This is a genomic window from Halovenus anhuiensis (assembly GCF_037080055.1).
Taxonomy (GTDB): Archaea; Halobacteriota; Halobacteria; order Halobacteriales; family Haloarculaceae; genus Halovenus.
On record NZ_JBAOJI010000002.1, the window covers coordinates 284,685 to 297,812 of the forward strand.

The following is a 13,128-nucleotide window of genomic DNA, read 5'->3' on the forward strand; positions in this document are numbered from 1 at the left end:
ACAAAATAATTTCGCTCGCTTCCAGAAACACACAACTCCCCGCCGCCCGAACGGCGGGTATGACCGATCTTCACGACAAGACCGATAAATACGAACAGTTGCTCGCTGAGGCACTCGACGCCGCAGAGATTGCGGCGCCCGAGGAGACGCCACTCGCAGAGGCGGCCGCCGATTGTGAGGAGATGGCTCGCTCTTATCTCGAAGACGGCCGCCATTTCCGGGAGAACGACGACGCCGTCAACGCGCTGGCGGCGTTTTCCTACGGTCACGCGTGGCTGGACTGCGGCGCTCGGATCGGCCTGCTCAACGTGCCGACTGAGGGCCATCTGTTCACTGTCTGATCAGATGAGCGGACAAGCATCCGCGAGCGAAGCGAGCGGTTCACTGAAGCCGACCGAAGGGAGGCTTCAGCCTTTTTAGCGTAGATTTTTGCGGTGAGCGGTGGGCGAGCGAAGCGAGCGCACCCGAGGCGCAAAAAGGTACTATCGCCCGGTCCACCTGAGCAGCAGTAAGGTCAACTCGAACAGGGCGATCATCGTCACCGCCACGAGGACTGGGGCCATCCCGGTCGGGTCGGGGCTGAAGAGAAAGGCCACCCCACCGAAGGAGGCCCAGAACAGGAGCCGGCGCTGTTCGAGCCACTGTCGGGTCACCAGTCCCATCATGATCGCGAGCATGATGAACAGGGGAATCTGGAACACTGCGGCGAACAGCCCCATCATCAGCAGGATCATGTCGAAGGTCTCCTGCAGGCCGAAAGCGATGGTCGCCACGTCCTGCGAGTAGTAGAGGAAATACGAGAAGATGATCGGGAGGATCAGGAAGTACGCGAAGGCGACGCCGACCAGCGCGAGCACCAGACTCGTCGGGACAGAAGCGAGATAATACCGCCGCTCTTTCGGATACAGCCCCGGCCGCATGAACAGATACGTCTCGTAGACGAACACAGGCAACGCGATGATGAAGCCAGCCAGCGAGGCGACCTTGAGTCGCGTGAGAATTAGCCCGAGGGGGTGATAGACGCGTGGGCAGGCGGTCGCATCTGCACCGGCCGTGACACAGGCCTCGGGGTCGTTCCCGCCGACATCCAGGAAGGAATACCACAGAAACTCGACGGCCCGGTCCGCGAAGGGCCGGGAGGGGTTGGGAATGATGAACATGATCGCGCTCACCGCCCCCATCACGAACAGAACGACGAGCAGCCGCTGAATCATCTCCCTGATGTGTTCGGTCAGGGGCATCTCCTCGTCGTCGGGCGCGCCGCTGAAGGAATCGGATTCGGGCGAGACGCCGCCGTCGCTGACCGGGCGGCTGTCACTATCGGCGTTGCCCTCCGCCATTGCTCGCTGGTTGTGTGGCTGTTCTTGTAAGCCTTCTTCTCTCGCGTACGCCGACAGGTCGAGAGGAATAGATTGATAACGACAAGTCAGTAAATGCCGAACAGATGTCTGGCGCTCTTGATGAAGATACTGCGCAGACGCTTGCGAGCGGCCGCCAGACCATCGGTGCCATGCTGTCAGCCGCGCAGGACAATCTCAAGCGCGCCTTCCTCGTCTTCCTGGTCTTCTGGCTGGGTTCGTTCTACGCTCTGCGGTTGTTCGTCTGGGATCGCCTCCGGCGTGATCTCGTCTACAACCACATGAACGACAAGGTCCGGGAAGCGACGGAAATCGTCACCACGAACCCCTTCGAGGTCATCCTCTTGCAGGTCAAGATTGGGGTTGCCGTCGGAATCGTCGGCACCATCCCGGTTCTGATCTACTACAGCCGCGATTCACTCAAGCGACGGGGTTACTGGCCGGATTCGTACATTCCGCGCTGGAAGATCTGGGGGTTCATCACGGCCGTTATTCTGCTGTTTCTCGGCGGCATGGCGTACGCCTACTTCCTGTTTTTCCCGATTATGTTCAACTTTCTCGCACAGAACGCCGTCCAGTCGGGATTCACCCCAACGTGGTCGATTGCGATGTGGACGGAGTTCATCTTCTTCCTCGCACTCTCCTTCGGGATTGCCGCCCAACTGCCGCTGTTGATGAGTTCGCTGGCGCGGTTGAATATCGTCGGCTACGAAACCTTCCGTGACAAGTGGCGCTACGCCGTCGTTGCGATTTTCGTCTTCGGCGCGATGTTCTCCCCGCCGGATCCGTTTACTCAGATCATGTGGGGGGTGCCGCTGGTTTCGCTGTATTTCATCAGCCTCGGTATCACCAAGGTTGCCGTCCTCTCGAAACAGGCCGGTGAGCAGGTGTCGACGAAAGCCATCGCCCGCGACCGAATCAATATCCTCGGCGGCGGATTTCTCGTCCCCTTTGCGGCGATATACATGTACCTGCTGGAGGGCGGACTGGAGGCGACCAACGGCCTGCTCAGCGCCGTTGGATCCTCCTACCGGTTCCCAACGGCAGGCGACCTCGGTGTCTTCGGCGGCCCGCCGGTTGCCACCGCAGTCGCTGTCGGCGTGTTTGTCGGCCTGCTCGCAGTCGTTATCCTGCTGTTCTATTACCGGATCGTCGAACTCGAACGGCTGACGACCGAGGAGGAACGACAGGCGGCGCTCGCCGGGGAACTCGACGAGGACGAAGAGGAGGAGGAAGAAGAAACGACTCCGGATCCCGGCGACCCAGCGACGGTCAACATCGGCGCGGCGAGCGCGGGCGCGCTGCGACAGATTCCGCTGGAGGAGTTCGCCAGACTCGATCAGGAGCGAGCCCTCGAATACGCACAGGCGGCCGTCGACAATGATAACGCCGAGAAGGCCCGCGTGATCATGGATCGCTTCGAGGAGAGCCAGCAACTCGACCTCGAAGAAGAGGAAGAAAACGTCGTCACTTCGACGACGACCGGGATGCTCGATGCCTTCACCGACGACGACACCGACGAGGACGATATCGGCGGCTACTACTACGATCTGGCCTTCATTCTCGATTCGCTGACCTCGAAGACCATCTGGATCGTCGCCGTCTTCATGACCGTCCTCGCCGGCTCCTTTATGTTCCTGTTCTACGGCGGCATCGAGCAGGCACAGAGCGTCTTCTTCCGGAACGTCCCGGACGAACTCTTTCAGGAAGTCGAGATTGTCGTGCTCCACCCGGTCGAGGCACTGATCTTCATGATCAAGTTCTCGACGCTGCTCGCTATCGTTTCGATCCTGCCGGTGGTGCTGTACTTCGCGTGGCCGGCCATCGAGGAACGATTTGGCACCGACGGCGACCGCAACATCCTGCTGGTCTGGGGCGGGACGCTGTTCGCCGCGCTGGTCGGTGGGAGTGCCCTCGGGTTCGTCTATATCGCGCCGACGGTCATCTCGATACTCGCGCTGGATGTTATCTCCTCGAACATGATTATCGCCTACCGGATCAACAGCTTCGGCTGGCTGGTCATCTATCTCACCGTCGGCATCGGATTCATGACGATGATCCCCACGACGATGTTGCTGTTCCATCACGGCGATATCATCCCGTACCGACGGATGCGCGAGAGTTGGCGCGGGGCCGTGCTGGCCTTCTTCGCCGCTGCCGGCTTGCTCTCGCCGTCGGGTATCTTCACGATGTTCATCGTCGCCATCCCGGCGAGTCTGGCCTACGGCTTCGGGCTCGGACTGCTGTGGATCTACGACAGCGTCGACCGCCGCATCTCGACGACGCGGCGAGGCGAGAGCGAGGCCGCCGACTGACGTTCAGTTCTCGCCGTGTCCTGCCCAAAATGAGTCGATTTTCCCGCCAAGAAACTCCGGCGTGAGCCTGACGAACTCCGACTGCTCTCCCGGTGAGAGATACGGGTGGACTGAATGGCGGGCATCCGGAACGTATCGGCGGCCGACCAGCGCCCGCACGCCTACCTCGTCGACGCCGCGGATCACCCGGCCGAGAGTCTGGCGCGCTCGTCGGACCGCCGGCACGGTCAGGGCGTACTCGAAAGCGTCGCCCTCGCCGAAGGCATCGCCATAGGCGCGCTGGACCGCCCGAACCCGGGGCGAACCGATATTCACCAGCGGCACCCCGACCACGGCACAGGTACTCAGCTTCTCGCCGTCGTAATCGACGCCCTCGGTGAGCGTCCCGCGCGTGCTCGTGACGAGCACCTTCCCATCCCCGGCGAAAAAGTCCTGTTTCAGCGCCTCGGTATCTTCGTTCGAGGAACTCTCGTCGACCAGCACTGGCTTGTCGACCACGTCGTCGAGATACGAGCCAGCCCACCCGGCTTCCCGGTAGTTCGGCATCGCGATCAGGACGTTGCCCGGCGAGCGGGCAAGTGTCCGAAGAACGTGGGCGTACTCGTCGCGGGTCCGATTCCACGTCTCTGGATTGCTATTCTCGTCGGGGTCGCCGCGATTGCGGGCGGTAAATGGCGTTGTATCGACCAACAGACTCGCCCGGTTCTCCTCGGGGAAGGGCAGGTCGTAGGTCCGCTCGACGACCGGCCGGTTCGACTCCCGCAGCGCTTCCAGCCCCGAGACTTCGGTGAACACGTCCAGCGGCTCCAGGGTGGCGCTCATCAACATTCCGCCGCCCAACCCATCAAAAATCTGCTGGAGGGTCTCGCCGGGCATGCACTCGAAGAGGATCAGTCCGGCCGTGTAGTTGGCCTCCCACGGCTCGCTGACTGACCGCGGATCCTTCGGCGCGTGTTCGAGTTCGATCTCTCGGAGATGGCTCGCGTGATCGGTCTCCCACCAGCGAGCGAGCAGCGCGCCGACGGCCGTACAGACCGGCGTCCGACTCAGTCCGGCGGCATCGATGGTTTCCTCGACTGCAAGTCCGATCTTCGACAGCGACCGCCAGAGATCACCCGTGTACCCCTGCTTCTCGGCCCACGCGGTCAGGTCGTCCTGTTGGACGGTCTCGGGATCACGCAGGGGAATCTCCATCGAACGGTCGGGAAGGTTGTCGGGCGCGCCGGCCCGCCAGCCCTGTCCGACCTCCTCGTCGAGATGGCGGGCGATCCGGTCGTCCAGCCACGAGAGCAGATCATCATAAAAATCGTGAGCGCGCTGGACCGCTTGCAGCGGTACGTCGTGACTGGCGAGTTCGTCACGCAGTTGGGATTCGTTGCCGCTGCTCTCTCGGGCCTGCGTGAGAATCGTGTTGAGGTCGTTGCGCGCTCGCGTCAGTGTCGACCGGCCGAGTCGATCCGAGAGCAGGTCACGGACACGCTCTTCGAGGCGGTGGGCCTCGTCGACGATCAGGAAGGTATCCTCGTCGAGAATCGCCTCGACCAGCGGCCGGGAGTTGGGGTCGAACAGATGGTTGTAGTTGCCGACGACGATGTCGGCCGACTCCAGCAACACGCCCATTGCGCGGTGGGGACAGATCCCCCGCTCGGTCGCCTGCGGGAGGTACTCGTCGGCGGTCAGGACGTGGTTCTCGCCCGCGGAGAAGTCGAACGGCGAGCCCTTATTGCGGGCGTACCAGTCGGCCTCGAACGGACAGAACAGTGGCTCGTCGTCGCCCTCAGTCATCGAGTCGGGAGCACTCGGTTGGCTCCGAAAATATGGACTGGAGGCTCCCGCAGTTTCGAGCGTATCGCCCCCGATCTGTTGCTGGCCGGCCCCGCCCGGGCGGGCGTGCTTCACGAGATCACTGGCTCGCTGGGGATCCCACCAGATCTCTTCGGTTTGTACACCCACGGCAGCGTCCGCGGCCGGAAACTCGTCGGCCTCGCCGTCGCTCTCGATCAGTCGCGCCGTGTTCTCTCGCAGATCCTCGCAGCGCTCGTGGACGCCCACGTCGTCGGGGAAGACCCCCTCGCGGCCGTACGGACAGAGATCGCGCTTGCCCACGAGGGCAATCGAGTCCATCGGCTCGTCCAGGCCGGCGTTGAGCGCCCGGAGGTCTTCGATAAACTGCAGGCGCTGTTGTTTGACCGGTGTGACGACGAAGGCTCGCTCGAAGGTGCCGTCTTCGATGAGCGTCGTCGCCGCGGTGAGCGAGGCCATGGTCTTACCGGTCCCGCAGGGGCCTTCCATGGCGAGATAGCCGCGGGATTCGCCGACCTCGATGGCCGCCTCGATGGCGTCGGCCTGGTTGTCGTAGGGTCGGTCGAAGGCGAAATACTCCGCCCACGCGGCGTCAGTCATTCGGGCGTGACTGGGGCGGCCTCCGGTTTGAACCCACGGATCCGTCGCCGTCAGTCCTCGCCCTGTTTGGTCAGTTCGTACTGCTGACCCTGATACTGGAATGCACCCAGCGGATCTCTCACGTAGCTGTCAGCCGTGTATCCGTCGAGTCGGACGCGGTCGGCGTCGTACTGCTGTGCGAGCGCGACGGCGTCGCGCCGGTGGGGATTGCGCACGAGTTGCTCGGTGATGACTCGATTCCCGCCGGACTCTTCGACGCGTTCGAGGACGTACGCCTGGTTCGCCTGGCCGTCTCCCGCTGACTCGGCGACCAGCGTCTCGCCCTCGAAGTTCGTCTCGCCAACGAGGGTCGTCGTCGTGAGTTCGAGCGGGTCGGCGTCGTAGTCGTACATGGCGGCAAAGGCGAAGTCGTCCTCGTGGTCTTCGAACCAGCCACGGGCGCGGAACGCGTACCGTCCACCGCCCACTCCTGCCAGCGTCAGGTCGTCTGTTCCAGACGCTCGGGGAACCATTTCGCCTCCTTCGATTGCGCTGTTGTCGATCTGGACTGACCACGTGTGACTCTTACCCGCTGGGACCGACATCAGCGGCTCGTTGATCTCGAACGGGGCGACGTGGTACCACTTGCCGTTGACTTGCTTGTCCAGCCGCCAGTTGTAGAAGTTCGTCGACAGCGCCACGTCGCTCTGGTTCGACAGCACGAATTCGATCGTTTCGTCCGGGGCGAGCGACCGGCTGGCGGGTTCGAGAATAGCGGGGACGTTCTCGACGCCGACCGCGTCGCCGTCATCGCTGCCGACGACGGCCTCGTAACAGATCACGCGGTCTGTCTCGTACTCCGGACACGTCCCCGGATAGCCCTCCCTGGGGAGATCGTCGACGCCGGCGGTGTCCGGCTGGTCGTCTGGTTCGTCTGTGTCGTCTCCGTTTTCGGGTTCGTCACTCGATCCATCGTCGACGCAGCCGGCGACAAGTGCGCCGCCTGCTGCAAGGCTCGCGAGTAGTTCGCGGCGGCTTCGGGCCATGGCTGAAGTTTCTATCGGTACTGATAAACGGCTTCTGTCGGTTCAAACGACGATTTACCGACGGATTTGTACACTCATCCGGGCCAGCGACTCCCCCCAACCGAGGCTCTGCGCGGTCGAGTCGATCCACCACGAATCGCTCTGTGTCGGTCCCCGGATGCGGCCTCCGAGAGTGCGCTATTTCGTGGGGACCGTAATCTCGATCCGATTCCCTCGTGGCTCGACGGTCTCGTAGTCGAGGCTCCCTCCGGAGCGACTGACGATCAGATTCACGAGCCACAGACCGAGCCCACTCCCGTGATAGATCGCTGTCTGATCTTCGTCACCGAGCAGCACCGCCCGCTCCATTTCCGGAATCTCTGGCCCGGTATCACTAACGTACAGTCGCGTCTGATCGTCCTGTTCGACGGTGATCGTTACCGACGGGTCCTCGGCATCGTTGTGGATGACGGCGTTGCGGACGAGTTCTTCGACCGCAGTCTCGAAGTTCGCCAGAACAGTCGCAAGCAGCCCCGACGGACAGTCGACGGTGACCGTCGCGTCAGGGTGTTTGGTTGCGATGGTCTCGGAAATATGACTGAGAAGTTCTTGCAGTTCGGCTTCGATTACCTTCGGTTGATCGGTCAACACGTCCGTGATCGCTTTCTCTTTCTCGGCCAGTTCGCTCAGTTCGTCGCCTTTTTTGATGATCTCATCCGGGCCGGTGAGTTGGTGCTCGTGGTTTGCCTGGATCGTCTCTGCCCAGCCTTGAATGACGTTCATCCCGTTGCGGACGTTATGCCGTAACACTCGCCCGAGAACTTTCAGTTGTTGCTCGCGCTCTTTGCGCTTTGTCGCGTCCTGCTGGAAGCCAACGTAGTTGACGACAGACCCGTTGTCGTCTCGCACTGGTGCGATCGTGAGTTGATTCCAGAACTGCGTCCCGTCTTTCCGGTAGTTCAAGATATCGACCGAGACCGACTCCTCGGCTTCCAGTGCGGCCCGAATCTTGTCGACCTGTGCCGGATCTGTCTCCTCGCCCTGTAGAAACCGACAGTTCTCCCCGACTACTTCGTCCTCGTCGTAGCCAGTCAACTCCTCGAAGGCTTCGTTCACGTAGATTAGCGGGTTATCGGGCTGGTCAGGATCCGAGATGGTGATGCCAACGGGGGCTCTGTCGATGGCTTGGTTCAGCCGTTCGAGTTGCTGCTTGCGCTGCTTTCGCTCTGTGATGTCTGTCTGGATCGCGACGAATGCTTTCGTCTCCTCGCCCTCAGTGATGGGGGCGATGGTCTGTGAGGCGTAGTACAACTCTCCGTCTTTGCGGCGGTCGACGACATCGGCCTGCCAGATCTCGCCCCTCGTCACCGTGTCCCACAGCTCCTCGAAATACTCCTCGGGCATCTCGCCGGAGTTGAGCATGCGAGGTGTCTGACCGATCGCTTCCGCACTGTCGTACCCCGTGATCTCCTCGAACGCCGGATTGACGTATTTGATCTTCCCGTCGGGGTCGGTAATGTAGACGGCGTATCCAGCCTCGTCGACCGCTTGCTGGAACAGTTCGAGGGTGTTCGTTCGGCGCTCGAGGTCCAGCGACTGGACGCGAAGTCGGAGTAGCGCCTGAATCCGCCACTCGAGTTCAGCCTGTTTGATCGGTAGCGAGACGATTTCGTCGATTGTCGTCGCGAAGACGTTGTCGGCGATCCGTCCGCCGTCGACGTCGATCACGTCGGTTCGCTTCTCCGGCAACAACAACAGCACCGGGAGCAACACCGGCTGGGCCTCGGATTTCACCTGTTCGAGCTGATCTCTGTGCTCTGTGAGCGCGGCTTCGTCGACGATACAGAGATCGAATTCCGCGTCCGTGATGGGGCGGTCGGTCTCGACTGCCTGGTGGGTTTCGTGGTCGTCGAGCCACTGCTGGAGCACCCGGAGATTACCGCTGTTGCTGACCAGCGGATAGATCCGGGCGGACTCTGCCACACTTTCCGGATCGTGTCTCGAACTGACGAGATCGTCGAGTTGGTTTAGCATAGTACTCAGGGTGATTCGTCGGTCCACTCCGGTGTTCCCGTCAGAATCCCTCGCAGTTCGGTCAGCGGCTCCCCGATCTCGACGCCAGCGCTCGTGATTTCGAGTTCTCGAAGCCGCGGTTCGTAGGCGCTCGTGCGCTTTTTCAGGACGCCGATTACCTTCCGGAGTTCGCCTTTGTATTCGACGTGGCGGAGAATAACGATCGTATCCGCCAGGTGGCTGATCCGCTGTTCGGTCGCCTGGAACGACCCGGTGATCTGGTGGACCTCGTTGGTGACCAGCCCCGTGACACCCCGGTTGCGAAGATACTGCCCAATCTTGACGAGTTCGTCACTTGGATCGTCGAATCCGATGAGTCCCCGCTCGAATCCAGTCGTGCCGTCGATCATCACCAGCTCTGTCCCGCGCTGTTCGACCTCCTCGCGAAGGTGGGCCGTGAACTCGTCGACTGTCTGCGTTCCCGAGTCGATCTCTCGGATCGTCAGTGTTCCGTCGTCGAGGAGGTCACGAACGGGGATGTTTACGGCCTCCGAACGGGCGAGCAACGTCTCCGTATCCTCCTCGAAACTGTAGAGCACGGACCGAATGTCCTGCTTGGCAGCCTCCGCGATAAACTGCAGTCCGGTGGTCGTCTTTCCGACACCGGTCGGTCCACTCAAAAACGTCACCGTCCCGGTCGTAACGCCGCCGGAGAGCATCTTGTCGAGTTCACCGATCCCCGAGGAGAGTTCCCTGTGCTGTCGCGGTTCGTTCGCAGCATCCAACTGCAGTTTGGGAAAGACCTGCATCCCGCTGTCGCTGATCCGAAGGGTGTGCCGACCGCGCTGTGCCGAGGAGCCCCGAAACTTCGAGACGTGTATCGTCCGGTAGTCGGGATTCTCCTCGACGTTGATCACCGCGTCGACGAGAAACTGGAGGTCGTCGTCGGGCATCGACGCTGCTGCCTGTGAAGTGAGGACGACCGTTGCGTCCTCGGCTTTCAGAAAGTCGAGCAGGCTCAGAATCTGGGACCGAAACTGGTGTTCGTCGGTCGTCAGATATCGAAACTCCGTCGCCGGATCGATGACGACGCGGTCGATTTCGTTCCCGTCGACTGCCTCTCGAATGTCCTCGACGAACGACGGCCCCTCCACTTCGGCGGAACTGAACAGATCGTACGTCTCGCTGGTCTGGAAGGCCTCGCCCGATGGCGAGAGACTGAGGAAACTGATCGGCTCGATATCTAACCCGAAACTCGCTGCCGAATCTCGGATGTACTCCCCCGGTTCGCCGAGATTGATGTACAACCCCGTTTCTCCGGCGCTGACACCCTCTGCGAGGAAGTGCAGCGCGAAGATGGTCTTCCCTGACCCTGGCGGACCGCGGACCAGCACCGCCGACTGCTCACGCAATCCACCGCTAAGTACCGTGTCCATCCCCGGAACCCCGGTCGAAAGGCGCCCATCCGGGCTACTCTGCCCTGACATACTCACGTATGTAACGGACGGCCCAGGATTAACTGTTGGCATCGCATCGAGGTTGTGGTCTCTCTCAGGACTCGAAAAACGCCGCCAGTCGATCCGCCGCCTCCTCGACCCGTGGTGTGACGAGCGCGAACCGTATCCACTCGCTGCGGGCGTCGCTGAAGGCTTCACCGGGCATCCCCGCGACGCCTGCGTCGTCGATCAGTCGCTCGACGTTGTCCATCGTCCCCTCGAAGTCGGGGAACCGCGCCATCACGTAGAACGCGCCCTCCGGTTCGGTGTACTTCGCTCCAGCGTCGTCGAGTGCGTCTGTGAAGGCGTCGATCCGCTCGGCCAGCAGTTCCCGGTTGGCCTCGTAGTAACTCGGATCCGTGTTCTGCAGCGCGTGCAGCACCGCCGCCTGCGCCGGCCGGGAGCTCGTGACGTTGGTGAGCATGTGCCGCGAGCGCGCGCCCTCCATCAGTTCGCCGTTGGGGCCGTCCGGGTGGGGAAAGACCGCGTAGCCAACTCTGAAGCCCGTGATCGCCATCGATTTCGAGAACGAGTTGGTGACGATCCGGTGGGGAGAGTCGGCCGCCAGCGCAGACTCGAACCGGCCGGAGTAGTCGAAGTGATCGTAGACTTCGTCGCTCAACAGCATCGCGTCGTACTCCTCGGCGACGGCGACGAGTTCGTGAATCGTCTCGGCGTCGTAGGTCACACCGAGTGGGTTGTTCGGGGAGTTGACGACGACAGCGGCAGTCTCTGCGCTGATCTGCTCGCGCACGTCCGCCGGATCGATATCGCCGCGGTCGGTGACCGGGACGAAGTCCATGTCGGCGTCGAGCATCTCCGCGCGGCCGGCGTAGTAGGGATAGACCGGGTCGACGAGCAGCACCTCCGACCCCGACATGTGTTCGAGACTTTCCGCCATCGCGAGATGATTGGCCTCGCCCGCGCCGTTCGTGATGATGACCTGCTCGATATCGACGCCGCGTCGGGTTGCGATCTCTTCGCGTAGTTCCCGGAGGCCGACGCTGGCGGGGTACTGAAACTCCTCGGGGTCGCCGTCGGCGTAGCTTCGCAGCCCCTCCCGCAGGGCCTGTGGTGGCTCCCAATCGGGATTGCCGCTCACCATGTCGACGACATCGCGGTCGGCCCGCTGGGCGTACTGCATGACGCGGAAGAACTGGGGCGTCTCGTAATCCATACCTTCCGGTGGGTGTTCGTCCGACTTTGACGTTTGGACTTCAGTGTGGTCTCCGCACTGTGTCAGGACAGCCGAATCGTTCGGTCACGGCTCGACCGAACAACTTTCTTCGCAGTCGCCGGGACAGTCACACGACCACTCTCCGCACTGGTCACAGCAACTCGTCCGATTGATCGTAGCGAGTGAAACAGCGATTCCTAACCCACTAACTGCGGCGCCGGGTACGGAACCGATCACTGGCACGACCACGGTGTCTCCGAGAATACTGAGGCTATACCCCGCGACGATCCCCGCAAGAAGCATTACGAGAAATCGGCCGCTGAAGACGCGGTCGAGGAGGGCTCGGCCGTCGAATCGGCCTCTCAGCGGGTCCGTTTTCGCTGGCATGTCAGTACTGGCAACGCGGCTTCAAAAGAATTCTTTGATACGATAACTGGCTGTCGGCTGTTTTCAGGTACGACCTTACATCGCTTGCCACGCGGTCGTCGCCGTGTCGACCACTTCGAGCGCGCTCTTGCTTCCGTTCGCTTCGCCTTTCTCGAAGTCCTCCTCGGCCTGACCCATCTGATTAGTCACGTGCGCGAAACAGACGACTGGCCGGTCTCGAACTGCAGCGAAGGTGTACAGCGCGGCCGCCTCCATCTCGACGGCGAGGATGTCCTCCGCACGGGCCTGCTCGATTGCCGTCTCGGTCTCCCTGAACGGCGCGTCGGTCGTCCACGTCGCACCCGTGTAGACCGGCCGGGAGACGGCGTCACACTCCTGTTCAACAGCGGTCCGGAGGTCCTCGTCGAGCGTCGCGTACCGTTCCGGCTCGCGGTAGTGGTGGCTGGTTCCCTCGTCCCGCAGCGCCCGATCGATCAGCACGAAATACGGCGGGTCCTCGCGGGGCTGGATCTGGCCGGAGGAGGTGATGCTGATCAGCAACTCACAGCCGGCGGCGAACAACTGCTCGGCGACGAGGACGGCGAAGGAGGAACCGACCGCACAGCCGATGATTCCGTAGCTCTGGCCGTTCCGCTCGAACCGGTAGAGATCGGTGTGATAGCCCGGCCACGTCGGGTCCTGTTCTGCCTGTCCTGTCTCGCGGAGATGTCGGACGATATCGCCGTCCGGATCGAGCACGCAGATCTCGGGCACTGGTTCGTCGGGGAGATCCTTCTGCCGGCGGGCCTCCGACAGCAAGGCGCTCGGGTCGAAGACTGACGGCTCTCCGTAGGCTTTGGCCGCGAACAGCGGCGACTCCGAATCCTCACTCATGGTTCGAAGTCCACGACGATGCTGTCTGCTGTGTCTGTCTCCTCCGGTCCATGTCACAAGAGGCGACTGGCCTCGTTGTAACCGTTGTGCCTCCTCGGCCGG

General features: G+C 62.1%; 10 protein-coding genes. 2 read left to right on the forward strand and 8 right to left on the reverse strand.

The window, feature by feature from the left end:
- Nucleotides 1-59 precede the first annotated feature (59 nt).
- A complete protein-coding gene (locus V8P86_RS07300; protein WP_336326592.1) occupies nucleotides 60-341 on the forward strand; it encodes a DUF357 domain-containing protein in 282 nt (93 codons plus the stop codon).
- Between the two features lie 141 nt (nucleotides 342-482).
- On the opposite strand, the gene tatC is transcribed toward V8P86_RS07300, so the two are convergent.
- Entirely contained in the window at nucleotides 483-1,340 is an 858-nt protein-coding gene (gene tatC / locus V8P86_RS07305) for a twin-arginine translocase subunit TatC (RefSeq protein WP_442909373.1), read from the reverse strand.
- Between the two features lie 104 nt (nucleotides 1,341-1,444).
- On the opposite strand from tatC, the gene V8P86_RS07310 reads away from it, so the two are divergent.
- On the forward strand, nucleotides 1,445-3,673 hold the full coding sequence (locus V8P86_RS07310; protein WP_336326593.1) for a twin-arginine translocase subunit TatC: 2,229 nt from the start codon (nucleotides 1,445-1,447) through the stop codon (nucleotides 3,671-3,673).
- A gap of 3 nt (nucleotides 3,674-3,676) precedes the next feature.
- On the opposite strand, the gene V8P86_RS07315 is transcribed toward V8P86_RS07310, so the two are convergent.
- From V8P86_RS07315 to V8P86_RS07345, 7 genes are all read right to left on the reverse strand, one after another.
- Nucleotides 3,677-6,076 carry an ATP-dependent DNA helicase gene (locus tag V8P86_RS07315; protein WP_336326594.1) on the reverse strand — a complete coding sequence of 800 codons (2,400 nt, stop codon included), beginning with the start codon at nucleotides 6,074-6,076 and terminating at the stop codon, nucleotides 3,677-3,679.
- 50 nt (nucleotides 6,077-6,126) lie between these two features.
- Entirely contained in the window at nucleotides 6,127-7,101 is a 975-nt protein-coding gene (locus tag V8P86_RS07320) for an immunoglobulin-like domain-containing protein (protein ID WP_336326595.1), read from the reverse strand.
- 177 nt (nucleotides 7,102-7,278) lie between these two features.
- Complete coding sequence (locus V8P86_RS07325) at nucleotides 7,279-9,114, reverse strand: hybrid sensor histidine kinase/response regulator (RefSeq protein ID WP_336326596.1); 1,836 nt, start codon at nucleotides 9,112-9,114, stop codon at nucleotides 7,279-7,281.
- Nucleotides 9,115-9,119: 5 nt separating this feature from the next.
- Nucleotides 9,120-10,580 (reverse strand): ATPase domain-containing protein, encoded by a 1,461-nt coding sequence (locus tag V8P86_RS07330; protein ID WP_336326597.1) that lies wholly within the window; start codon nucleotides 10,578-10,580, stop codon nucleotides 9,120-9,122.
- Between the two features lie 64 nt (nucleotides 10,581-10,644).
- A complete protein-coding gene (locus V8P86_RS07335) occupies nucleotides 10,645-11,766 on the reverse strand; it encodes a pyridoxal phosphate-dependent aminotransferase (protein ID WP_336326598.1) in 1,122 nt (373 codons plus the stop codon).
- A gap of 84 nt (nucleotides 11,767-11,850) precedes the next feature.
- On the reverse strand, nucleotides 11,851-12,153 hold the full coding sequence (locus V8P86_RS07340; RefSeq protein ID WP_336326599.1) for a hypothetical protein: 303 nt from the start codon (nucleotides 12,151-12,153) through the stop codon (nucleotides 11,851-11,853).
- A gap of 75 nt (nucleotides 12,154-12,228) precedes the next feature.
- Nucleotides 12,229-13,026, reverse strand: coding sequence for a nucleoside phosphorylase (locus V8P86_RS07345; protein WP_336326600.1), 798 nt, complete (start codon nucleotides 13,024-13,026; stop codon nucleotides 12,229-12,231).
- Nucleotides 13,027-13,128: the final 102 nt, after the last annotated feature.

What these genes read in the sequence shown, in the direction of transcription:
- V8P86_RS07325 (WP_336326596.1), bottom strand. Translation starts at nt 9,114, where the DNA reads ATGCTAAACCAACTCGACGATCTCGTCAGTTCGAGACACGATCCGGAA.
- tatC (WP_442909373.1), bottom strand. Translation starts at nt 1,340, where the DNA reads ATGGCGGAGGGCAACGCCGATAGTGACAGCCGCCCGGTCAGCGACGGC.
- V8P86_RS07310 (WP_336326593.1), top strand. Translation starts at nt 1,445, where the DNA reads ATGTCTGGCGCTCTTGATGAAGATACTGCGCAGACGCTTGCGAGCGGC.
- V8P86_RS07300 (WP_336326592.1), top strand. Translation starts at nt 60, where the DNA reads ATGACCGATCTTCACGACAAGACCGATAAATACGAACAGTTGCTCGCT.
- V8P86_RS07335 (WP_336326598.1), bottom strand. Translation starts at nt 11,766, where the DNA reads ATGGATTACGAGACGCCCCAGTTCTTCCGCGTCATGCAGTACGCCCAG.
- V8P86_RS07340 (WP_336326599.1), bottom strand. Translation starts at nt 12,153, where the DNA reads ATGCCAGCGAAAACGGACCCGCTGAGAGGCCGATTCGACGGCCGAGCC.
- V8P86_RS07320 (WP_336326595.1), bottom strand. Translation starts at nt 7,101, where the DNA reads ATGGCCCGAAGCCGCCGCGAACTACTCGCGAGCCTTGCAGCAGGCGGC.
- V8P86_RS07330 (WP_336326597.1), bottom strand. Translation starts at nt 10,580, where the DNA reads ATGTCAGGGCAGAGTAGCCCGGATGGGCGCCTTTCGACCGGGGTTCCG.
- V8P86_RS07315 (WP_336326594.1), bottom strand. Translation starts at nt 6,076, where the DNA reads ATGACTGACGCCGCGTGGGCGGAGTATTTCGCCTTCGACCGACCCTAC.
- V8P86_RS07345 (WP_336326600.1), bottom strand. Translation starts at nt 13,026, where the DNA reads ATGAGTGAGGATTCGGAGTCGCCGCTGTTCGCGGCCAAAGCCTACGGA.